We start from the raw sequence: 20273 nt of genomic DNA on the forward strand, positions 1-20273 counted from the left end.
CACAGGTTCTGTGTCGTACACAAAATCTGCAAACGACACGGAACCTGTGGGAGCGGGCTTGCCCGCGAAGGCGTCCTCGTAGTCGCTAAACAATCACCCCGGCACGCCGCAATTCTTCAATCCGCTCAGCGCCATACCCCAACTCCCCCAACACCTCATCGGTATGCTCACCCAGCGCCGCGCCGATATGTCGCGGCTCGGGCAAACCGTCCGAAAATTTCAACGGACAGGCCATCTGCGGTTGGGTCGAGCCGTCGGTGCGCGGCACTTCAGTGACCAGCTGCCGCGAGCGCAATTGAGGATGCCGAACCGCTTCGCCCAGATTCAATACCGGTTCGACACAGGCATCGAGCTCGGCGAACAGCGCGCACAATTCACCAAAGTCGTGTTTCTCGAATTCGGTCTTCAGCGCCTCCTTGAGTTTCTTCTGCTGCGCCGGTTCAGGCGACAAACCCAAGGCTGCCAGCTCCTCCAGCCCCAATGCCGTACACATTTGCTTCATGAACGGCGGTTCCAGGCTACCCACCGATAACCAGCGGCCGTCGCGGGAACGGTAATAGTCGTAGAAACTGCCACCATTGAGCATCTGGTCGTCCCAGTGCGGCTCCGCGCCACAGGCCAGATAACCGGCGCCGGCCATGGCGTTCAGACTAAATACGCAATCGGTCATGCTCACATCCAGATATTGTCCTGAGCCGCTTTGTTGACGGGCGATCACCGCGGCCAACAGGCCTATCACCCCGTGCAAAGAGCCACCAGCGACATCCGCCACTTGCATGCCCAAGGGCAACGGCCCGCTGTCGGCGCGACCGGTGTAACTGGCCAGCCCTGCCAGCGCCAGGTAATTGATGTCATGGCCGGCGCGGTCCTTGTAAGGGCCGGTCTGACCGTAACCGGTGATCGACACGTAAATCAGTTTCGGATTGATCGCCTTCAAGGCTTCATAACCCAGGCCCAGACGCTCCATTACGCCGGGGCGGAACTGCTCCAGCACGATGTCGTAGTCCTGCAGCAATTGCTTGATCACCTCCAGCGCTTGCGGCTGCTTGAGGTCCAGCGCCAGGCTGCGCTTGTTGCGATTGAGGTAGGCGTGGCTGGCCGAGACACCCTGGTCATGGGGCGGCAGCACCCGCAGCAGGTCCATGCGGCTCGGCGATTCGATGCGCAACACCTCGGCGCCCATGTCCGCCAACAACAGCGAGGCAAACGGCCCCGGCAACAATGTAGAGAAATCCAGAATCTTGAGCGATGCCAATGGACCGAGCATGGGTCTTCTCCGTAAACGATCCCCCCAGACTAGGCAGCCATCGGCATTGCGGCAATCACCTTTTGCGTCAGTTGCGCTGACTGTTGCGCTCAGATCGCCGCCCACAAAAAACCCGCCGAAGCGGGTTTTTCATTGCAGCCTGAGTCGCGGTGAAGCGAGCGTTACTTGACGCCGTTCGGGGTTGGGCCTTCGGTCACGCCCAGGTCATCTTCTTCACGCTCGTCGGCGATGCCGCGACCACCGGAAGCCAGTTCGGCGTGCATCACATCGACATCCAGTTCCTTGACCCATTTGGCCACGACCAGGGTAGCCACCGCATTGCCCACCAGGTTGGTCAGGGCACGGGCTTCGGACATGAAGCGGTCGATACCCAGGATCAGCGCCAGGCCGGCAACCGGCAGATGGCCGACCGCAGACAGGGTCGCAGCCAGTACGATGAAGCCACTGCCGGTCACGCCCGCAGCGCCTTTGGAGGACAGCAGCAACACCACCAGCAGCGTGATCTGGTGAGAGAGGTCCATGTGAGTGTCAGTGGCCTGGGCAATAAACACCGCCGCCATGGTCAGGTAGATCGCAGTACCGTCGAGGTTGAACGAGTAACCGGTCGGGATCACCAGGCCTACAACGGATTTCTGTGCGCCCAGACGCTCCATCTTGATCAGCATGCGTGGCAGTACCGATTCCGAGGAGGAAGTCCCCAGCACGATCAGCAGCTCTTCACGGATATAACGGATCACTTTCAGCACGCTGAAACCGTGGGCGCGAGCGATACCGCCCAACACCACCAGGACGAACAACAGGCACGTGATGTAGAAGCAGGCCATCAACTGACCCAGTTGCACCAGCGAGCCGACACCGTAGGCGCCGATGGTGAACGCCATGGCACCGAAGGCACCGATTGGCGCGAGTTTCATGATCATGTTGATGATGTTGAACATCACGTGGGCGAAACGATCGATGAAGTCCAGGATCGGCTTGCCATAGGCACCCAGGCGATGCAGGGCGAAACCGAAGATCACCGAGAACATCAGCACTTGCAGGATGTCACCCGTGGCGAACGCACCGACGATGGTGGACGGGATGACATTCAGGAGGAAGCCCACCACGCTTTGATCGGCACCGGCGGATACATACTGAGCGACTTTGGAGGCATCCAGGGTGGTGACGTCGATGTGCATGCCGGCACCGGGCTGCACGATATTGACCACCACCAGACCGACCAGCAATGCGATGGTCGAAACGATTTCGAAGTACAAGAGCGCGTAACCGCCGGTCTTGCCGACCGACTTCATGTTCTGCATGCCGGCGATACCGCTGACAACGGTGCAGAAGATGATAGGCGCGATGATCATTTTGATCAGTTTGATGAACCCGTCACCCAGCGGCTTGAGGGCCACACCAGTCTGCGGGTAGAAGTGACCAAGCAGGATGCCGATGGCGATAGCAACGATCACCTGGAAATACAGGGATTTATACAGTGGCTGACGAGTCGTCATTGCAAAGTTCCTCAAGAGCGTCCCGCGACAACCTCCATCTGTTGTCGACGACACCTCATTTGCGAACCCTCCTGCACTGGAGGGATTTGTTTTGTCGAGCTGCGCATCGGCAGGCATCTGCTGGTTGTATCGCAAGGCCCGTGCCACCTTCGGCGAAATGTCCTACAGCCTTATTACATCAAGGGTTACAGGTTTTTCCTGGACTCTGAACAGCCACAGCAGCGTGGCGGAATCCCGCCAATCGGCCAAGTCGCGTCCTGCAATTTGGCGGATATCCGCCTTGTTGATAGCCCGTGTGCCCCGCTACCATCCGCTGCTCACCGGACGGACCTGCCTCTATGCGCGAACGCACCATCGCTAGTCATTTCGCCCGCGCTGTCCTGGGAGGGGCGCGCCGGCGTGGGTACGACTATTCGAACCTGCTGCAGCGATTGGGGATCAGCGCCGAATGGCTCGACGAGCCGCGTGCCCGCATCGCGCCCGAGCAGTTCACCCGGTTGATCCAGGGATTGTGGTTGGCACTGGACGACGAATACCTGGGTTTCGGATCGGCCCCGAGCAAACCCGGCAGTTTCGCGATGATGTGTCATGCGGTGATCCACTGCCGCAACCTGGAAAGCGCGCTCAATCGCGGCTTGTTGTTTTACGGCCTGTTTCCCGGAGCTCCCCACCTGAGCCTGAGCCGCGAAGACGAATGGGTGCGCCTGAGCCTCGACGATGCACAGCTGTGGGACCCGGACCATTTCCTCAGCGAGAGCCTGCTGCTGATCTGGCATCGGCTTGGCAGCTGGATGATCGGCCAGCGCATCCGTCTGGAGCAGGCAACTTTCAGCTACCCAAGGCCCGAACACGGCGCGGAATACGATTTGCTGTTTTCCTGCCCGCTGCAGTTCAAGGCGGCGCAGAGCAGCCTGCTGTTTCACAGCCGCTACCTGAATATGCCGCTGTTGCAGGACGAGCGAACCCTCAAGCGATTTCTCGAACGGTCTCCCGCCGACCTGTTGTCGCGCCCCGACGACGGCGACAGCCTGAGTAGCCAGCTGCGGCGTTTGCTCAGCCGCGACCGTTCATGCTGGCCTGACCTGGAATCGGTGGCGGCGCACCTGCACATCAGCCCGCAGACGCTGCGACGGCATTTGCGTGAAGAGGGTTCGAGCTTCCAGGAACTCAAAGACCAATTGCGCCGGGACATTGCGATTTATCACTTGGGGCGCGCGGATCTGTCGTTGCAACAGATTGCCGAGCAGCTGGGGTTTTCCGAGCCTTCGGCGTTTCATCGAGCGTTCAAGAAATGGACGGGGTTGACGCCTGGGGCCTACCGCGCCCAAGAGAATTGAATTTTCAAAGCCTATTACTTCGGTGTATTTGAAGGCCCTTTCGCGGGCAAGCCCGCTCCCACAGTGTTTTGGGGTGCATATGGATCTTGCGTACACCCACTCACCCTGTGGGAGATTCTATGTTGCAGGGGAACCCCGCAAGACTCAGGTCATACCACCGGAATCTGAATCCGGAACGCCGCCCCGCCCAGGGGTGAATCATCCAGGGTCAGCTTCGCGCTGTAGCTTTCGATGATGTCCTTGACCACCGCCAGGCCTATGCCCTGCCCCGGATGCTGGCGATCCAGGCGTTCGCCGCGCTGCAGAATCCGCGCGCGCTGATCCGGCGGCACCCCGGGGCCGTCATCCTCGACGCACAATTCGATCCCGTCCAGGATCTCGCACGCGCTGATGCGCACTTCGCCGAGACACAGGCGATAGGCGGTTTCCAGCAGATTGCCCAACATCTCCAGCAAGGCGCCCTGCTCGATCGGCACATAACACGGCTCCGACACATCGATGGTCACCCGCACCTGCTTGTCGCGATAAACCTTGTCCAACGTGTCGCAAAGGCTCTGCAATACCGGACGCAAGCGCACCTGATGTCGCACAAGTCCGCTTTTGCGCAGGCTGGCGCGCTGCAGCTGGTAACCGATCTGCTGGCTCATGCGCTCGATCTGGGTTTGCAGGACCCAGGCCTGATCGCGATCCGCCGGCCGCTGGGCCATGTCCTCGCTGACGCCTTGCAGCACTGTCAGGGGGGTTTTCAGGCTGTGGGCCAGATCATCCAGGGAATCGCGATATCGGCTGCGCTGTTCGCGCTCGCCATGCAGCAAGCGGTTCAGGGAACCGGTCAGGCGCAGCAATTCGCTAGGGTGTTGTTCGCTGAGGCTGTCGCGGGTGCCGCTTTCGATCTCGTCCAGTTCCTGGCTCAGCCGGCGCAACGCCTGCAAGCCCCAGGTCAGACCGATCCACAGCAACGCCAGCAACACCAGCAAGGCCGCGCCGAAGCCCAGGTAAAGGTTTTCCCGCAGGCGTTTGAGGGTGATTTCGTAGTCGCGCAGCGGTTGCAGCGCGACAAAACTGAACGCCGCACTTTTGCCGTCGAGCAGTTTGACCTCGACGTCATAGACGAAGAACTCCTGGCCATTGTCTTCGCGAATCCTTGCGAACTCGTTACCGCGCCCGTCGTAACGCGGTGTGTAATTGATGTTCTCTTCAAGGGTGTCTTTCGAGCGCCAGACCACGCGACCTTCACGGTTGTAGATGTAACCGAGCAACCGGCCGTCGGCCAGGTTGAAGCGCTCGTCGGGCAATTGTGCCGGCATCTGCAAGCGGTTGTTCTCTACCCGTGCGGCGGAGATCAACGTGGTGACGTCCGACGCCAGACGCTGCTCTATGGCGTCCTGCAATGCCAGGCTGAACGCGCCCTGCATCGCCGGCAGCAACGCGAGCATGAACAAAACCGCCAGGGTCGTGGCGGCGAGCATCAGTCGAATTCGAAGAGAACTGATCAAGTGCAGCGCTCATTGAACAGATAACCACGGCCCCGCACGGTATCGATCGGCTTGAAGCAGGCCGGTCCCTCCAGTTTTCGGCGCAGACGGCCGACCAGCACCTCGATCACGTTCGGATCGCGCTCGTCGTCGTCCGGATACAACTGCTCCATCAAGCGGTCCTTGGGCACCGCCTGTTGGTGATGGAGCATCAGGTACTCGAGAATCCGGTATTCGAACGCAGTCAGTGCCAGCGGCTGACCATCGAGGGATGCCTGCTTGCGATTGAGGTCCAGCAGCAGCGGCCCGGCAACAATGGTCGACTGGGTGAACCCGCTGGAGCGACGGAGCAAGGCATTCAGCCGAGCGTCCAGTTCTTCGAACTGGAACGGTTTGACCACATAGTCATCGGCACCGGCCGCAAGGCCTTCGACCTTGTCCTGCCAGTTGCCGCGTGCGGTGAGGATCAGTATCGGAAAGGTCTTGCCCTGCGAGCGCAGTTGACGGATCAGGTCCAGCCCGCCCATGCCCGGCAAGCCGAGATCGATCACCGCCAGGTCATGGTTGAATTGCCCGGTCTGATACAGCGCCTCGGTGGCGTTGGCCACGGACTCGACCACATGGCCGCTATCCGTCAGGCGGGTTTGCAGGTGATGGCGCAACAGCGCTTCATCTTCGACGACCAGCAGTTTCATAACGCCCTCCCGGGCAAATCAACATCTTGAGGCGCTAACGGCGCACCTTGATGACTGACAGGGCGACGCCGGATCAGCCTCCTGGGTTGATCCGGTACCGGCCTGTCGCGAACGCTTTTTAGAAAGCGTAATTAGCGGAAACGTAGGCCTGGGAACTGCTGTTCATGCTCAGCGAACCCTGTTTGCTGCCGCTGTGGTCGCGCATCTCGGTGCCGGCATTGGTGCGCAGGTAACGGTAACCCAGTTCAACCGACGTGTTTCGCGAAAGCTGTTGCAAAACACCTGCCTGCGCACCATAGGTGTAACCGACGTTGGTATCGCGGCTGAAGCCTGTCGATTCCTGACTCGCTTTGGTCAACCCGCCCGAGACGCCGCCGAACAGCTTGGTGCTGCCACCGCCCGGGTAGAAAAAATCGTAGCTGCCCAGCAGGTTTTCCTGACGCACTTTAATGCCATTGTGCGACCCCGACACATTGTCGTAAGTGGCGTAATAGCGGCCGTGGCTGCTTTGCCGACCCAGGCGCACGCCCCAGGTATTATCCTTGTCGATTACGCCGTTGGCGTTCGGGCGATCGAGGTTGTCGCTCAGGGCGCGGGACTTTTTGACCTTGTCGCTGGTCTGTCCATAAGTAAGGCCGGCGAAAGTGTCGTCGGCGAACGCTGCCGTGCTCGCGCCCATTACGGTGAGAGCCAGAAGCAGTTTTTTGAATCCAGTCATGGGTGAAACTCCTAGTGAGTGGCATGTTGTTTGGCTACGAGGCAAGATTACCGACCCTGCCCTGAACGCCCCCTGAACACGCGCTTAACCTGAGCTGAACCAGATTCACCCAGCTGTTTCGATGATTTTCCTGCAGGAGTTCTGACCATGCGCATGCTCTTTGCTCTCTTCTTGCTGGTCGTCAGCGGGCTGACCCAGGCCGCCATCAAGACCCAGGAGATTCCTTACCAAAGTAGCGACGGCACCCGGCTGATCGGTTACTACGCCTACGACGACGCCATCAAAGGTCAGCGCCCGGGCGTGGTCGTGGTGCATGAATGGTGGGGGCTCAACGAATACACCAAGCGTCGCGCTCGGGATCTGGCCGGACTGGGCTATAGCGCCCTGGCCATCGACATGTATGGCGATGGCCAGAACACAGAACATCCGAAGGACGCCATGGCATTCATGCAGGCGGCGCTGAAAGACAGTGCTGCAGCCAGCGCGCGCTTCCAGGCCGGGCTCGACCTGTTGAAGAAACAGACGCAGACCGACCCGGAAAAAATTGCGGCGATCGGTTATTGCTTCGGTGGCGCGGTGGTGTTGAACGCGGCACGCCAGGGCTTGCCACTGGCGGGCGTGGTGAGCTTCCACGGCGCGTTGGCCACCAAAACGCCAGCGACGCCAGGCAGCGTAAAGGCCAAAATCCTCGTCGAGCATGGCGCCCTGGACAGTATGGTCACTGCGGATAACGTCGCGGCGTTCAAGGCGGAGATGGACAAGGCGGGGGCCGACTATCAATTCGTCAGCCTTGAAGGCGCCAAGCATGGGTTCAGCAATCCCGATGCGGATCGTCTCGGCCATGGTGATCATGGCGGACCGGATATCGGTTACAGCAAGGCGGCGGATGAACAGTCGTGGGCGGATATGCAGGCGTTCTTCAAGAAGATCTTTGGCTGATCAGGTAGACCGCGAATGGCTCACCGCGGTTTTACGCCAGGACTACCCAGCACCCGGGCAACCCGGCAAAATGCCGACATGAATCGCGCCCCTGCCCTACCCGCCTGCTGCACCCCTCTCGATGCCGATTGGCCGCTACCCTTGGTGCTGCCCGATACGGTCCTGTTGGGCACTCACTTCAATACCGCACAATTGGCCAGCGATGATTTTCAACGCAGTGCCATCGAGCCGCCAGCCAGCATCCAGCGCTCGGTCGCCAAGCGCCAGGCGGAGTTTCTCGCCGGACGGGTCTGCGCTCGGGCGGCATTGCAAGCCTTGGAAGGACTGGACTTTATCCCGGCCATCGGTGAGGACCGGGCACCGGTGTGGCCGTCACATATCACGGGTTCGATCACCCACAGCACCGGCCGGGCGGCGGCGATCGTCGCGAAGAAAAGCCACTGGCGCGGGCTGGGCATGGACCTGGAAAACCTGCTTGCCCCCGACCGGGCCGAACGCCTGGCCGGCGAAATCCTGACCGCGCCGGAGTTGCAGCGCATGAACGCAGGCCGTCGGGATCAGCTGGCGCTGCTGGTGACGCTGACGTTTTCGGTGAAGGAAAGTGTGTTCAAGGCGCTGTACCCGATCGTTCGGCAGCGGTTCTATTTTGAACATGCGGAAGTGCTGGAGTGGAGCGAAAAGGGTGAAGTGCGCGTGCGATTGCTCACCGACCTGTCCAGCGAATGGCGCAATGGCACCGAGCTGGATGCGCAGTTTGCGGTGATGGATGGGCAGTTGTTGAGTCTGGTCAGTATCAAGGCCTGAACATTTTGAGGTGCCTGTGAGGGCCTCTTCGCGAGCAAGCCCGCTCCCACATTGGACCTGAGGTGTACCTGGAATATGTGCCCGACACAGATCCAATGCGGGCGGGCTTGCTCGCGAAAGCGGTCGAACATTCAACAAAAATCTCAACGCTTCTCCTGATTCCTCGGCCAACTCAGGCTGAAACACGCCCCGCCCAAACGCTTGCTCTTGCTGATCAACGCGCGCCCACCATGCCAATGGATGATCCGTCGCACGATGGACAACCCCAAGCCATGCCCGCCCGACGCCCGGGTGCGGCTGTCATCGAGGCGCAGGAACGGGGTGAAGATCTTCTCCCACGACAATTCCGGCACGCCCGGCCCGTCATCCTCGACATCCACCCGACAGCGCTGCTGCCCCACTTGATAGCTGACCGTCACCCGCGATTGAGCGTGGCGCATGGCATTGCTCACCAGATTCTGCAACGCCCGGTGCAGGTAGCGCGGCTCGGCCTCGACCCAGGCGTCGTCGCAATCGGCGGCCGACAGGCACAGGCCGCGTCGCACCGTGACTTCAGCCCGCAGCGGGGCCAGTTCCTCGATCACCTGGTTGACCAAGGCATCCAGTCGATGCGCTGGAAGTTCAACGCCGGCGAGCCCTGCTCCAAGCGCGCATAAGTCAGCATCTCGTCCACCAGACGATCGAGATCCTCGATGTCATGGTCCATGCCTTCGCGGTACTTCTCCAGCGCCTGCGGGGTAGTGGCCGAACCGATCATCTCCAGGCCAAATCGCAGGCGTGCCACCGGTGTGCGCAACTCATGGGACACCGCGCGTACCAATTCGCGCTGAATCGCCAACAACTGCTGCAAGTGCTCGGCCATGCCATTGAACGCCGACGCCAGGCGCCCTACCGAGTCCGCACCGCGTGCCGGCACCCGGGTTTCCAGGCTGCCCTTGGCGATGCGCGTGGCCGCGGCTTCCAGGCCACGCAAACGTCGCTCCAGCTGGCGCACCAATAAATAGACGATCAAACCGATCAGGCTCAAGCCTAGGGCCGCGATCAGCACCAGCCACTCCGGCGGGTAAGGATTCATCTGGTACAGCGGACCGATCTCCAAGACCCAGGGCGTACCGACCATGCCGGCGAACACTCGGATCGAATCGCCGCCTTTGCCCAGGGCCATCACCGTATCGCCCTCGGCCACTCGGCGGCTCTGGTCTTCGTCCATGTCGGCCTGGTCGACCGTGACCAGTTGCAGATCAAAGCCGAAGCCCTTCTCTTCCTTTAATTGCGTCAGACGCCGGGGCTGCTCGGCCACCGGGACACGCACCAGTTCATCCGCCAGCAGATAAATAGTCGCCCGCGCCAATTGCTCGCTGATCTGCTGCACCTCCCCCGTCAGTACAAGCTGTTCCTTGTCACTGACCAGGCGGTAAACCTTCGCCGCGTGCGGGCCGGTCTGCTCCACCAGCGCCTGACCGCGCAACACGCGGGTGCGCTGGGTGAGATCGAGGTCGGTCTGGTCGAAGGTTTTCAACGCCAGGGGAATCCCGAGCAGGCGCTCCCACACCAGCAGGGTCCGGTGGCGCTCCGTCGGTTTCATCGGCTGCAGATTGTCGGCCATCAGGGCAAACGTGCCGTGGGCCAGGCGTTCACGGTATTGCTCGCCGCGCACCTGATTGAGCAAGTGCAAGGCCAGTACGCCCAGTACCGCCACCAGAATCAACGCCGCGCACATGCCACCATAAATGCGCAGGAAGATCGAATTCACAGGGTGCAGGCCTCTGGAACGAACAAATAGCCTTTGCTGCGGATGGTCTTGATCAGCCGCGGATGCTCTGGATCGTCGCCAATCTTGGGGCGAATACGCGAGATGCGCACGTCGATGGAGCGATCCTGGCCGTCATAGCCGATGCCACGCAACGCGGTGAATATTTCTTCCCGGGACAGGATGCGCCCGGCATTGGCCACCAGCAGCCAGAGCAGGTCGAACTCGGCGCTGGTCAGCTCGATACCGTGGTCATTGAGCCAGGCTTCACGCAACGCGTTGTCCACCACCAACGGACCGAATTGCAGGCGCCGAAGCTTTTCCGGGGTGGCTTCGGGGACTTCACTGCGCCGCAGCAAGGCCTGGATGCGCGCCAGCAGCAACCGGGGGCGCACCGGTTTGCAGACATAATCGTCAGCCCCCAGGTCCAGGCCCAGAATTTGATCGGTGTCGTCGCTTCGAGCCGTGAGCATCAGGATCGGGCCATCGAAACGCTCCCGGACCTTGCGACAGATGCTCAGGCCATCCTCGCCCGGCAGCATCAGGTCGAGGATCACCAGATCCGGCTGCTCAGCGATGATGCGGGCCGCTGCCAGGGCGCCATTGCCCTCGATCGACACACGCAGACCGTTGGCCTCGAGGTATTCGCGGGTCAATTCGGCCAGACGCTGGTCGTCTTCCACAATCAATATCTGCCAGGCTTCTTGCTCCACGGTGACCTCTGCTTGCCAACAACACGAAATAAGAAAGCATCCGCCCGTCTTTTTGTAATGACCAGGGGGATAAGAATGCGTATGCAGTGGTCGATGGTATAAACGCCACTCGTCGAGAACACAAGCCGGCAAATGCGTTCGGCCATGCCGATTTTTTGTGGTAGGGTTCGCGCCCTTAAAAATCCGACTGATCGTTTTCAAACATTGAAAATCAGTGAAAATCGGTCCGCTCCAGTGCAGTCGCGGCCTACACGCATGTTCCAACTTTCACACACAATTTACGCACAGGCTTATCCACAGGTTAGTACGTTGCAACACCCCCCAAAACGCATTATCTTGTAGCGCTGCGCGAAAAAAAACCCTACATGTAGGGGTTTGCATCAAAAACCAAACACAAACCAGACACCGATTTCAAGCGCTTTTATTGCCTCTGTCCGGTTGAACCAAACGTATTTTTGGAAGACCAAATCGCGCATGCGGATGGCTACTGTTCTTGAGCCGAAAACGGCGATAACGGTACGGGTGTTGCAGTCAGTTGCTGTCACTCAAAAGGATCCCGGTTTCAGGCCCAAGGCCTGGGACCAAAATAGTTCGGCATGGAAGCGGCGCCCTGTAGCCCCTTCCTGATCTGTCCCGAAGTTGGTATGCCCGGCCCCTGGCCGGTTGTAGTGCTTCAGGACGGAACGGTGAGCACCGTGATGGTGCCCAAACAAACATAGAGAATGTGGAGACAACCCCCCATGCAAACCGACACAACTCGCGAGAACCCGCAGGGTACCTTGCCGCAGGCCGCTGATTCGACTTCGGATCTGTCCGCGACCGCGCCGGGTCAACTGCGCGTGATCAAGCGTAACGGCACTGTCGTTCCTTACACCGATGACAAGATTACCGTCGCCATCACCAAAGCGTTCCTCGCAGTTGAGGGCGGCACCGCTGCCGCTTCGTCGCGAATCCACGACACCGTGGCCCGCCTGACCGAACAGGTCACCGCGACCTTCAAGCGTCGCATGCCATCGGGCGGCACCATCCACATCGAAGAAATCCAGGACCAGGTCGAACTGGCCCTGATGCGTGCCGGCGAGCAGAAAGTGGCTCGCGACTACGTGATCTACCGCGACGGCCGCTCGAAAGAACGCGCCGCCCACGCACCGGCCGAGGCCGCGGTCGACGCTCACCCGTCGATCCGCATCACCCGCGCCGATGGCACGTTCGCACCGCTGGACATGGGCCGCCTGAATACCATCGTCACCGAAGCGTGCGAAGGCCTGGAAGAAGTCGACGGCGCCCTGATCCAGCGCGAAACCCTGAAGAACCTGTACGACGGCGTGGCCCTGACCGACGTCAACACCGCCCTGGTGATGACCGCCCGTACCCTGGTTGAACGCGAACCGAACTACTCGTTCGTGACCGCTCGCCTGTTGATGGACACCCTGCGTGCCGAAGGCCTGAACTTCCTGGAAGTCGCCGAAAGCGCGACCCACCACGAAATGGTCGACCTGTACGCCAAGGCCTTGCCTGCGTACATCGCCAAGGGTATCCAATTCGAATTGCTGAACCCGGTCCTGGCCACCTTCGACCTGGAAAAACTCGGCAAGGCGATCAACCACGAGCGCGATCAGCAGTTCACCTACCTGGGCCTGCAAACCCTGTACGACCGTTACTTCATCCACAAGGACGGTATCCGTTTCGAACTGCCGCAGATCTTCTTCATGCGCGTGGCCATGGGCCTGGCGATCGAAGAGAAGAACAAGGAAGATCGCGCGATCGAGTTCTACAACCTGTTGTCGTCCTTCGACTACATGTCCTCGACCCCGACCCTGTTCAACGCCGGCACCCTGCGTCCACAGCTGTCGAGCTGCTACCTGACCACCGTGCCGGATGACCTGTCGGGCATCTACCACGCGATCCACGACAACGCCATGTTGTCGAAATTCGCCGGTGGCCTGGGCAACGACTGGACCCCGGTGCGTGCATTGGGCTCGTACATCAAGGGCACCAACGGCAAATCCCAGGGCGTTGTTCCGTTCCTGAAAGTGGTGAACGACACCGCCGTTGCCGTTAACCAGGGTGGCAAGCGCAAAGGCGCTGTCTGTGCCTACCTGGAAACCTGGCACATGGACATCGAAGAGTTCATCGAGCTGCGCAAGAACACCGGTGATGATCGTCGTCGTACCCACGACATGAACACCGCCAACTGGATCCCTGACCTGTTCATGAAGCGCGTCTTCGATGACGGTCAGTGGACCTTGTTCTCGCCATCCGAAGTGCCGGACCTGCACGACCTGACCGGCAAGGCCTTCGAAGAGCGCTACGAGTACTACGAAGCCCTGTCCCAGTACCCGGGCAAGATCAAGCTGTTCAAGACCATCCAGGCCAAAGACCTGTGGCGCAAGATGCTGTCCATGCTGTTTGAAACCGGCCACCCATGGCTGACCTTCAAAGACCCGTGCAACCTGCGCAGCCCGCAGCAGCACGTCGGTGTGGTTCACAGCTCGAACCTGTGCACCGAGATCACCTTGAACACCAACAAGGACGAAATCGCCGTTTGCAACCTGGGTTCGATCAACCTGCCGAACCACATCACCAACGGCAAGCTGGACACCGCCAAGCTGGAACGCACCGTGAACACCGCCGTGCGCATGCTCGATAACGTGATCGACATCAACTACTACTCGGTGCCGCAAGCGAAGAACTCCAACTTCAAGCACCGTCCGGTCGGTCTGGGCATCATGGGCTTCCAGGACGCGCTGTACCTGCAGCACATTCCTTACGGTTCCGACGCTGCCGTCGAGTTCGCCGACAAGTCGATGGAAGCGGTCAGCTACTACGCGATCCAGGCGTCCTGCGACCTCGCCGATGAGCGCGGCGCCTACGAGACGTTCCAGGGTTCGCTGTGGTCCAAGGGCATCCTGCCGCTGGATTCGCAACAGATCCTGATCGAGCAACGTGGCCAGAAGTACATCGACGTTGACCTGAACGAATCCCTGGACTGGGCACCGGTTCGTGCCCGCGTGCAGAAAGGCATTCGCAACTCCAACATCATGGCCATCGCACCGACCGCGACCATCGCCAACATCACTGGCGTATCGCAGTCGATCGAACCGACTTATCAGAACCTTTATGTGAAATCGAACCTGTCGGGCGAATTCACCGTGATCAACCCGTACCTGGTTCGCGACCTGAAGGCTCGCGGTCTGTGGGACTCGGTCATGATCAACGACCTGAAGTACTACGACGGTTCGGTGCAACAGATCGAGCGCATCCCGCAAGAACTCAAAGAGCTCTACGCGACCGCCTTCGAAGTGGACACCAAGTGGATCGTTGACGCGGCCAGCCGTCGTCAGAAGTGGATCGACCAGGCTCAATCGCTGAACCTGTACATCGCCGGCGCATCGGGCAAGAAGCTGGACGTGACCTACCGCATGGCCTGGTACCGTGGCCTGAAAACCACTTACTACCTCCGTGCCCTGGCTGCGACCAGCACCGAGAAGTCGACCATCAACACCGGCAAGCTGAACGCTGTTTCCAGCGGCGGCAACCACGGTGACGACTCGGTCCTGGCAGCGCCAGCCGGCCCTGCTCCAGTGCCGAAGGCATGCGCCATCGACGAACCGGATTGCGAAGCTTGCCAATAAGCTGAGCCGGTAGGCGCCGCAAGGCGCTTTACCTGAAACCCCCGATGAGCCTCCGGCTTGTCGGGGGTTTTCTTTTTGGCCCCTTTTAAATCTTCCACAAAAAAGCCCCTCTTCCGAGGGGCTCTTTGTAAAACGCTATCCGACCCACATCACGCCATCTGAATGATGGTCTGCATGATGGTGCTCTGGGTGGAGATGGTCTTGGCATTCGCCTGGTAGTTGCTCTGGCCCTTGATCAAGTCGACCAGTTCATTGGTCAGGTTGACGTTGGACTCTTCCAGCGCGTTGGATTCGATCATCCCCAGGCTACCGCTTTGCGGCGAATCAAAGCCGGGCATGCCCGACGCATAGGATTCTTTCCAGCTGGAGCCGCCAATAGGCTGCAAACCTTGTTCGTTGGTGAAGCTGGCGAGCGAGATCTGGCCGATAGCCTTGGTTTGGTAGTTGCTGAAGTTGGCCAGCAACACCCCGCTACCGTCGATGCTCAGGCTGGTGATCTGGCCGGTGGCGTAACCATCCTGCGCAGGAATCGAACGCGCGGTATCGGCGTTGTACTGCGTCGTGATGCCCATGGCGATGGTCAAGCCCGCCGGGTTGGCGGCGGCGCCGTTGGCCTTCCAGACGCCATCGGTCACAGTGCCCGGCTTCCAGTCGGTGATCTTCAGATCGTTGCCGAGAGTCGCGGTGGGTGGAGTGGTCGGCGGGCTCACCGGAGTGCTGACCGAAACCAGCTTGCCGCTCGAATCGAACGTCATGGTCGACGGGATCGCAGGGTTGGCCATGACAGCAGGGACGGCAGGGCTGCCAGCGGTAGCAAGAACAGCGGGGGTACCAAGGTCACCAGGGATAGCAGGGTCAGGAGGGATGGCAGGGCTGCCAGTGGTAGCAGGAACAGCAGGGATCGCAGGGGTAGTAACGACAGTAGGGTCGGTGCCGTCCGGGTTGCGGCCATCGATCAGGGTGTAGGTGTCCCAGGTATTGGGGCCCGTCTTGACCATGTATTGATCCATGACGTGCTGGTTACCCTGGCTGTCGAAAATCGGGGTGCTGAATTGTTCGGTGAAGGTGGCCTGCTTGGTCGGATCGAACCTGTTGGCGGCAATCGACTGATCGATCACGCCAGCCGTGGAGTTCAGGTTGATCGTCGACGACACGGTGGTGGTGGTCTTCGGTGCCAGGTTCGACGTGTCGATACGCAGGTCGGTCAACACACCGTTCCGAATCTTGCCGTTGGCATCCACACCGTAGCCCTGCAGACGCGCAGAGCCGTCGGTGTTGGTGACGTAGCCTTCCTTGTCGACCTTGAACGTACCGGCACGGGTGTAGGACAGCGAACCGCTGTCATTCAGTACGAAGAAGCCTGAACCGTTGATGCCCATGTCCAACACGTTGCCGGTGTTGTTGATGTCGCCCTGGGTGAACTGCTGGGCGACGTTGGCCAGGCGCACTCCGCTACCGACGGCCTTGCTGCCGGTACCCAGCTTGCTCGCCGAATAAACGTCCTGGAATTCGGCACGGGACGATTTGAAACCGGTGGTCGCGACGTTGGCGATGTTGTTGCCGGTCACGTCCAGTTGTTTGTTGGCTGCATAGAGACCGCTAAGGCCGATATTGAAAGACATATTCCACTCCTTTGTGCCGTGTTAGTCGGCTCTACATACCAATGGTTTGTACTTTGGACAGGGCGATGCTGCCCAGCCCGGCCAGGTTGAGCATCAACTCACCGCCGGTCTGGCTGATGGTCACGCTGTTGACGGTCGCCGGCAGATAGGTGATCAGCGCCACGGCTTGATCATCGATGCTGGTCGCAGCGGCGAAGGAGTAAGTACCCGACTCAACCGTCTTGCCTGCATCGTCCTTGCCGTCCCAGATGAAGCTGGCATTGCCGGCCGACTGACTGCCCAGGTCGATGGTGCGAACGGCTTTGCCATCCTTGTCGGTGATTTTCAAAGTGGCTGCGGGCACTGAATCCGGGATCACCACCGTGCCGGTCATACTCTTCGACGTGTCGACCACGGCTTTGTCGCCCGGTGCGATGACCGAACGCCCCACCAGCGACGAAGCCTGCAACGCCTGGGACGAGTTGTAGTTGCTGGCAAGGCCCGTCACCGTGTCGTTAAGCGAGGTGATCCCCTCCAGGCTGCTGAACTGCGCCAATTGCGCGACGAATTCGCCGTTGTCCTGCGGCTCCAGCGGGTTCTGGTTTTTCAGCTGGGTGACCAGCAACTGCAGGAACGCATCCTTGCCCAGGGCGTTTTTGCCGGTGGCGCTGTTCGTTGCCGACGCCAGTCCGTCGGTGTTGGTATTGGTCTTGATCGAGGAGTTGGCCAGGATGTCGTTGAGGTTCAAGCCACTGGTGGTATCAATCACACTCATCTGAGTCGTCCCTTATCACTGACCCAGGGTCAGGACCTTCTGCATCATGGTCTTGGCGGTGTTCATCATTTCGGCGTTGGTCTGGAACGAACGGCTCGCGGAAATCATGTCGGCCATTTCTTCCACCACGTTGACGTTGGGGTAATACACGTAGCCCTTGGCGTCAGCCGCCGGATGGTTCGGCTCGTACCGTGCGTCCAGATCGCTCTGGTCTTCGACCACGCCCAGCACTTGCACACCCTGGCCGGCGGCGTCCTGGTTCTGGAACAATGAGTCGCCGCCGCCACTCTGGGCGCCCTGGAACATGGTGGCGAACACCGGGTGACGCGCGCGGTAGGTCTGGTCGATGCTCGACGAGACGGTCTCGGCGTTGGCGATGTTACTGGCGACGGTGTTCAAGCGAGTGGTCTGGGCACTCATGCCGCTACCGGCAATGTTGAAAACGCTGGCGAGGGACATGAATCATTCTCCACGAAGGGCTGAGATCAACCCTTTGAATTTGCTGTTGAGCAGGGTAAAGCTGGCCTGGAAGTTGACCGAGTTCTCCGCGTAGGCCGATTGCTCAAGCTGGGCGTCCACGGTGTTCTGGTCGATCGACGCCTGCATCGGCGTGCGGTACAGCAGCGACTCATCGCCATTGCCCAGGCCTTCGGCTTCGATATGACGGTTGTTGGTCATGTTCAAGGCGAAAGAGCCGCTCTTGGTCTTTTCGTTCTGCGCGGCGAGCACTGCCGAGAAGTCCAGGTCCCGCGCCTTGTAGTTCGGGGTGTCGGCGTTGGCGATGTTGTTGGCCAGAACTTCGGCACGCTTGGCGCGAAAGCCCAGGGCCTGTTCGTGGATACCGAGCGCTTTATCGAAGCTGATGCTCATGTCGGGAAACCTTCGGGTGACCTGATTTTTCGTAGGATGAGCTTAGCAAGCGTCGTGCCAATTCAAAAAAGCCCGTAAACCGGGGCTTTGCGGGCAGGGGCAAGGCGGCAATGCCAGAAAAGCGGCAACCGGTTTCCGCAGGCTGCCGCTTTTCTGCCGCTTCACACCGATTTGCGAAACACCACCATCCCCTGTAAGAGCCGGCTTGCCGGCGAAGGCGTCCGTCCAGTCGACAAATGCGTTGACTGACCCGCCGCTATCGCCGGCAAGCCGGCTCCTACACCGGACGTGGTGTCGGCGGAAAATCACTTGGCATAAAAAACGGGAGCCATTGAGGACTCCCGTTGTTTGATGCTGCCACTCAATCACTTCGCCTGGTAAATAATCCCCGGGCTGCACTGAACCATCTGGTAATGATCCGGTAAACCATTCAGTGCCTCAGAAGCACCGAGGAACAGATAACCGCCGCGCTTCAACGTGCCATGAATCCGCAACAGGATGTCCTTCTTCACCTCGGCGGAGAAGTAGATCAGCACGTTGCGGCAGAACACGATGTCGAACTTGCCCAGGCTCGCGTAGCTGTCCAGCAGGTTGAACGAGCGGAACTCCACCCGGCTCTTGATCGGTGCCTTGATGGCCCAGCGTCCCGGCTCTTTGGGGTCGAAATAACGCTGCAGGCGCTCGGGCGACAGACCGCGGCCGATGGCCAGGCTGTCGTACTCGCCGCTCTTGCAATTGGCCAGCATGATGCTGGACAGGTCGGTGGCAACGATCTGCACCCCCTGCTTCAACTGGCCCATGTTGACCCGCTCGAATTCATCGATCGACATCGACAGCGAATACGGTTCCTGACCCGACGAGCACGCCGCCGACCAGATCCGTAGACGCTGGCCAGGGGCGGCCTTGATCGCTTCGGGCAACACCTTGTTCTTCAACACTTCAAACGGATAGGTGTCACGAAACCACAGGGTTTCGTTGGTGGTCATGGCGTCCACCACCCTCTCGCGCAAACCGCTGCGCGGCTGGGTCTGGGTGCGCTGGACCAGCTCACCCAGGGACTTGATGCCTTGCTGCTCCATCAGTTTATTGAGACGGCTCGCGACCAGGTACTGCTTGTTTTCACCGAGCAAAATGCCACAGGCTTTTTCCAGGAATACCCGGAACTGTTCGAAATCCAAATTACCCGTAGACAAAGATACCGCCTCTTAAATCGTGTTGACCGCCAGGGGCAGAAGGCCCCTAGCTGATGTCTGCTGCTTTGATCCGGTCGACTACCCGGGATGCCAAGTCATCAGGACGGAATTTTGCCAGGAAGTCATCGGCACCGACTTTCTTGACCATCGCCTCATTGAACACACCCGACAACGAAGTATGCAGGATGATATGCAGCTTTTGCATGCGCGGGTCGTTGCGGATCTCGGCCGTCAGGGTGTACCCGTCCATTTCCGGCATCTCGATGTCGGAAATCATCATCAGGAACTCCTCTTCCGGCTTCTTGCCCTCCTCGACCAACTTGCGCAGGTAATTCAGCGCTTGCCGGCCGTCGTTCAACGCCACCACTTCGACACCGACCGTTTGCAGGCAACGCGAGACTTGCTTGCGCGCCACCGACGAGTCGTCGACCGTCAACACGCGCAAGGACAACGCCTTGTGCCGGGTGTCGACATCCACCACGCCGACGGAAATCGCTTCCGGTGTCGGCGCCACTTCCGCCAGCACCTTCTCGACGTCGATGATTTCGACCAGCTGATCGTCGACCCGGGTCACCGCCGTCAGGTAATGATCGCGCCCCGTGCCCTTGGGCGGCGGATGGATCTCCTCCCAGTTCATGTTGACGATGCGTTCCACCGAGCGCACCAGGAAACCCTGGGTCTTGGTGTTGTACTCCGTGATGATCACGAAGGGATTGCTTTGATCACGCAACCGACCGGAACCGGTCGCCATCGCCAGATCGAGAATCGGAATAGTCGCCCCACGAATACTCGCTACACCGCACACCACAGGATTGGACTTGGGTATCAGGGTCAGCTTGGGGCATTGCAGCACCTCACGAACCTTGAATACGTTGATCCCATACAACTGCTGGCCGTCGAGACGGAACAACAACAGCTCAAGGCGATTCTGCCCAACCAGTTGCGTGCGCTGGTTTACCGAATCCATTACACCCGCCATGCCCAGACTCCTACACCAACGCTAAG

17 protein-coding genes and 1 pseudogene are annotated in these 20273 nt (G+C 59.9%); 4 read left to right on the forward strand and 14 right to left on the reverse strand.

Going from position 1 to position 20273, the window contains the following annotated elements; genetic code table 11:
* Window positions 1–85 precede the first annotated feature (85 nt).
* Complete coding sequence (locus BZ163_RS06315; protein WP_128870223.1) at window positions 86–1267, reverse strand: CaiB/BaiF CoA-transferase family protein; 1182 nt, start codon at window positions 1265–1267, stop codon at window positions 86–88.
* Between the two features lie 161 nt (window positions 1268–1428).
* Entirely contained in the window at window positions 1429–2763 is a 1335-nt protein-coding gene (locus BZ163_RS06320) for a dicarboxylate/amino acid:cation symporter (protein ID WP_128870224.1), read from the reverse strand.
* 338 nt (window positions 2764–3101) lie between these two features.
* On the opposite strand from BZ163_RS06320, the gene BZ163_RS06325 reads away from it, so the two are divergent.
* Window positions 3102–4100, forward strand: coding sequence for an AraC family transcriptional regulator (locus BZ163_RS06325; RefSeq protein WP_128870225.1), 999 nt, complete (start codon window positions 3102–3104; stop codon window positions 4098–4100).
* Window positions 4101–4249: 149 nt separating this feature from the next.
* On the opposite strand, the gene BZ163_RS06330 is transcribed toward BZ163_RS06325, so the two are convergent.
* From BZ163_RS06330 to BZ163_RS06340, 3 genes are all read right to left on the reverse strand, one after another.
* Window positions 4250–5596 (reverse strand): ATP-binding protein, encoded by a 1347-nt coding sequence (locus BZ163_RS06330; RefSeq protein ID WP_128870226.1) that lies wholly within the window; start codon window positions 5594–5596, stop codon window positions 4250–4252.
* Window positions 5593–6270, reverse strand: a complete 678-nt coding sequence (locus BZ163_RS06335; RefSeq protein ID WP_128870227.1) for a response regulator — start codon at window positions 6268–6270, stop codon at window positions 5593–5595. The genes BZ163_RS06330 and BZ163_RS06335 overlap by 4 nt, the downstream gene beginning before the upstream one ends.
* A gap of 118 nt (window positions 6271–6388) precedes the next feature.
* Entirely contained in the window at window positions 6389–6988 is a 600-nt protein-coding gene (locus tag BZ163_RS06340) for a hypothetical protein (protein WP_128870228.1), read from the reverse strand.
* Between the two features lie 147 nt (window positions 6989–7135).
* On the opposite strand from BZ163_RS06340, the gene BZ163_RS06345 reads away from it, so the two are divergent.
* Window positions 7136–7927: a dienelactone hydrolase family protein gene (locus BZ163_RS06345; RefSeq protein ID WP_128870229.1), complete on the forward strand. Its 792-nt coding sequence runs from the start codon at window positions 7136–7138 to the stop codon at window positions 7925–7927.
* 78 nt (window positions 7928–8005) lie between these two features.
* Window positions 8006–8731 (forward strand): 4'-phosphopantetheinyl transferase, encoded by a 726-nt coding sequence (locus tag BZ163_RS06350; protein WP_128870230.1) that lies wholly within the window; start codon window positions 8006–8008, stop codon window positions 8729–8731.
* A 143-nt stretch (window positions 8732–8874) separates the two neighbouring features.
* Here the strand turns inward: BZ163_RS06350 and BZ163_RS06355 are convergent.
* From BZ163_RS06355 to BZ163_RS34740, 3 genes and pseudogenes are all read right to left on the reverse strand, one after another.
* A pseudogene (locus BZ163_RS06355) lies at window positions 8875–10484 on the reverse strand (ATP-binding protein).
* The gene (locus BZ163_RS06360) at window positions 10481–11194 is read right to left on the reverse strand and encodes a response regulator (RefSeq protein ID WP_128870231.1); all 714 of its coding nucleotides are present in this window, start codon (window positions 11192–11194) and stop codon (window positions 10481–10483) included. Before BZ163_RS06360 ends, BZ163_RS06355 begins: the two are co-directional and overlap by 4 nt.
* A 380-nt stretch (window positions 11195–11574) precedes the next feature.
* Complete coding sequence (locus BZ163_RS34740; protein ID WP_168187318.1) at window positions 11575–11739, reverse strand: hypothetical protein; 165 nt, start codon at window positions 11737–11739, stop codon at window positions 11575–11577.
* 195 nt (window positions 11740–11934) lie between these two features.
* On the opposite strand from BZ163_RS34740, the gene BZ163_RS06365 reads away from it, so the two are divergent.
* Entirely contained in the window at window positions 11935–14829 is a 2895-nt protein-coding gene (locus tag BZ163_RS06365) for a ribonucleoside-diphosphate reductase subunit alpha (protein ID WP_128870232.1), read from the forward strand.
* Window positions 14830–14978: 149 nt separating this feature from the next.
* On the opposite strand, the gene BZ163_RS06370 is transcribed toward BZ163_RS06365, so the two are convergent.
* The 6 genes from BZ163_RS06370 to BZ163_RS06395 form a co-directional block, all read right to left on the reverse strand.
* A complete protein-coding gene (locus BZ163_RS06370; RefSeq protein WP_128870233.1) occupies window positions 14979–16451 on the reverse strand; it encodes a flagellar hook protein FlgE in 1473 nt (490 codons plus the stop codon).
* Window positions 16452–16482: 31 nt separating this feature from the next.
* Window positions 16483–17205 (reverse strand): flagellar hook assembly protein FlgD, encoded by a 723-nt coding sequence (gene flgD / locus BZ163_RS06375; RefSeq protein WP_128870234.1) that lies wholly within the window; start codon window positions 17203–17205, stop codon window positions 16483–16485.
* 15 nt (window positions 17206–17220) lie between these two features.
* Window positions 17221–17664 carry a flagellar basal body rod protein FlgC gene (gene flgC / locus BZ163_RS06380; protein WP_128870235.1) on the reverse strand — a complete coding sequence of 148 codons (444 nt, stop codon included), beginning with the start codon at window positions 17662–17664 and terminating at the stop codon, window positions 17221–17223.
* 3 nt (window positions 17665–17667) lie between these two features.
* Window positions 17668–18075 carry a flagellar basal body rod protein FlgB gene (gene flgB / locus BZ163_RS06385; protein ID WP_128870236.1) on the reverse strand — a complete coding sequence of 136 codons (408 nt, stop codon included), beginning with the start codon at window positions 18073–18075 and terminating at the stop codon, window positions 17668–17670.
* Between the two features lie 365 nt (window positions 18076–18440).
* Window positions 18441–19268, reverse strand: a complete 828-nt coding sequence (gene cheR / locus BZ163_RS06390) for a protein-glutamate O-methyltransferase CheR (protein ID WP_128870237.1) — start codon at window positions 19266–19268, stop codon at window positions 18441–18443.
* Window positions 19269–19314: 46 nt separating this feature from the next.
* Window positions 19315–20247: a chemotaxis protein CheV gene (locus BZ163_RS06395; RefSeq protein WP_128870238.1), complete on the reverse strand. Its 933-nt coding sequence runs from the start codon at window positions 20245–20247 to the stop codon at window positions 19315–19317.
* Window positions 20248–20273: the final 26 nt, after the last annotated feature.

It is taken from the genome of Pseudomonas sp. VI4.1 (genome assembly GCF_002029345.1).
Lineage (GTDB): Bacteria > Pseudomonadota > Gammaproteobacteria > Pseudomonadales > Pseudomonadaceae > Aquipseudomonas.

What these genes read in the sequence shown, in the direction of transcription:
- BZ163_RS06315 (WP_128870223.1), bottom strand. Translation starts at nt 1,267, where the DNA reads ATGCTCGGTCCATTGGCATCGCTCAAGATTCTGGATTTCTCTACATTG.
- BZ163_RS06320 (WP_128870224.1), bottom strand. Translation starts at nt 2,763, where the DNA reads ATGACGACTCGTCAGCCACTGTATAAATCCCTGTATTTCCAGGTGATC.
- BZ163_RS06325 (WP_128870225.1), top strand. Translation starts at nt 3,102, where the DNA reads ATGCGCGAACGCACCATCGCTAGTCATTTCGCCCGCGCTGTCCTGGGA.
- BZ163_RS06335 (WP_128870227.1), bottom strand. Translation starts at nt 6,270, where the DNA reads ATGAAACTGCTGGTCGTCGAAGATGAAGCGCTGTTGCGCCATCACCTG.
- BZ163_RS06340 (WP_128870228.1), bottom strand. Translation starts at nt 6,988, where the DNA reads ATGACTGGATTCAAAAAACTGCTTCTGGCTCTCACCGTAATGGGCGCG.
- BZ163_RS06345 (WP_128870229.1), top strand. Translation starts at nt 7,136, where the DNA reads ATGCGCATGCTCTTTGCTCTCTTCTTGCTGGTCGTCAGCGGGCTGACC.
- BZ163_RS06350 (WP_128870230.1), top strand. Translation starts at nt 8,006, where the DNA reads ATGAATCGCGCCCCTGCCCTACCCGCCTGCTGCACCCCTCTCGATGCC.
- BZ163_RS06365 (WP_128870232.1), top strand. Translation starts at nt 11,935, where the DNA reads ATGCAAACCGACACAACTCGCGAGAACCCGCAGGGTACCTTGCCGCAG.
- BZ163_RS06370 (WP_128870233.1), bottom strand. Translation starts at nt 16,451, where the DNA reads ATGTCTTTCAATATCGGCCTTAGCGGTCTCTATGCAGCCAACAAACAA.
- flgD (WP_128870234.1), bottom strand. Translation starts at nt 17,205, where the DNA reads ATGAGTGTGATTGATACCACCAGTGGCTTGAACCTCAACGACATCCTG.
- flgC (WP_128870235.1), bottom strand. Translation starts at nt 17,664, where the DNA reads ATGTCCCTCGCCAGCGTTTTCAACATTGCCGGTAGCGGCATGAGTGCC.
- flgB (WP_128870236.1), bottom strand. Translation starts at nt 18,075, where the DNA reads ATGAGCATCAGCTTCGATAAAGCGCTCGGTATCCACGAACAGGCCCTG.
- BZ163_RS06395 (WP_128870238.1), bottom strand. Translation starts at nt 20,247, where the DNA reads ATGGCGGGTGTAATGGATTCGGTAAACCAGCGCACGCAACTGGTTGGG.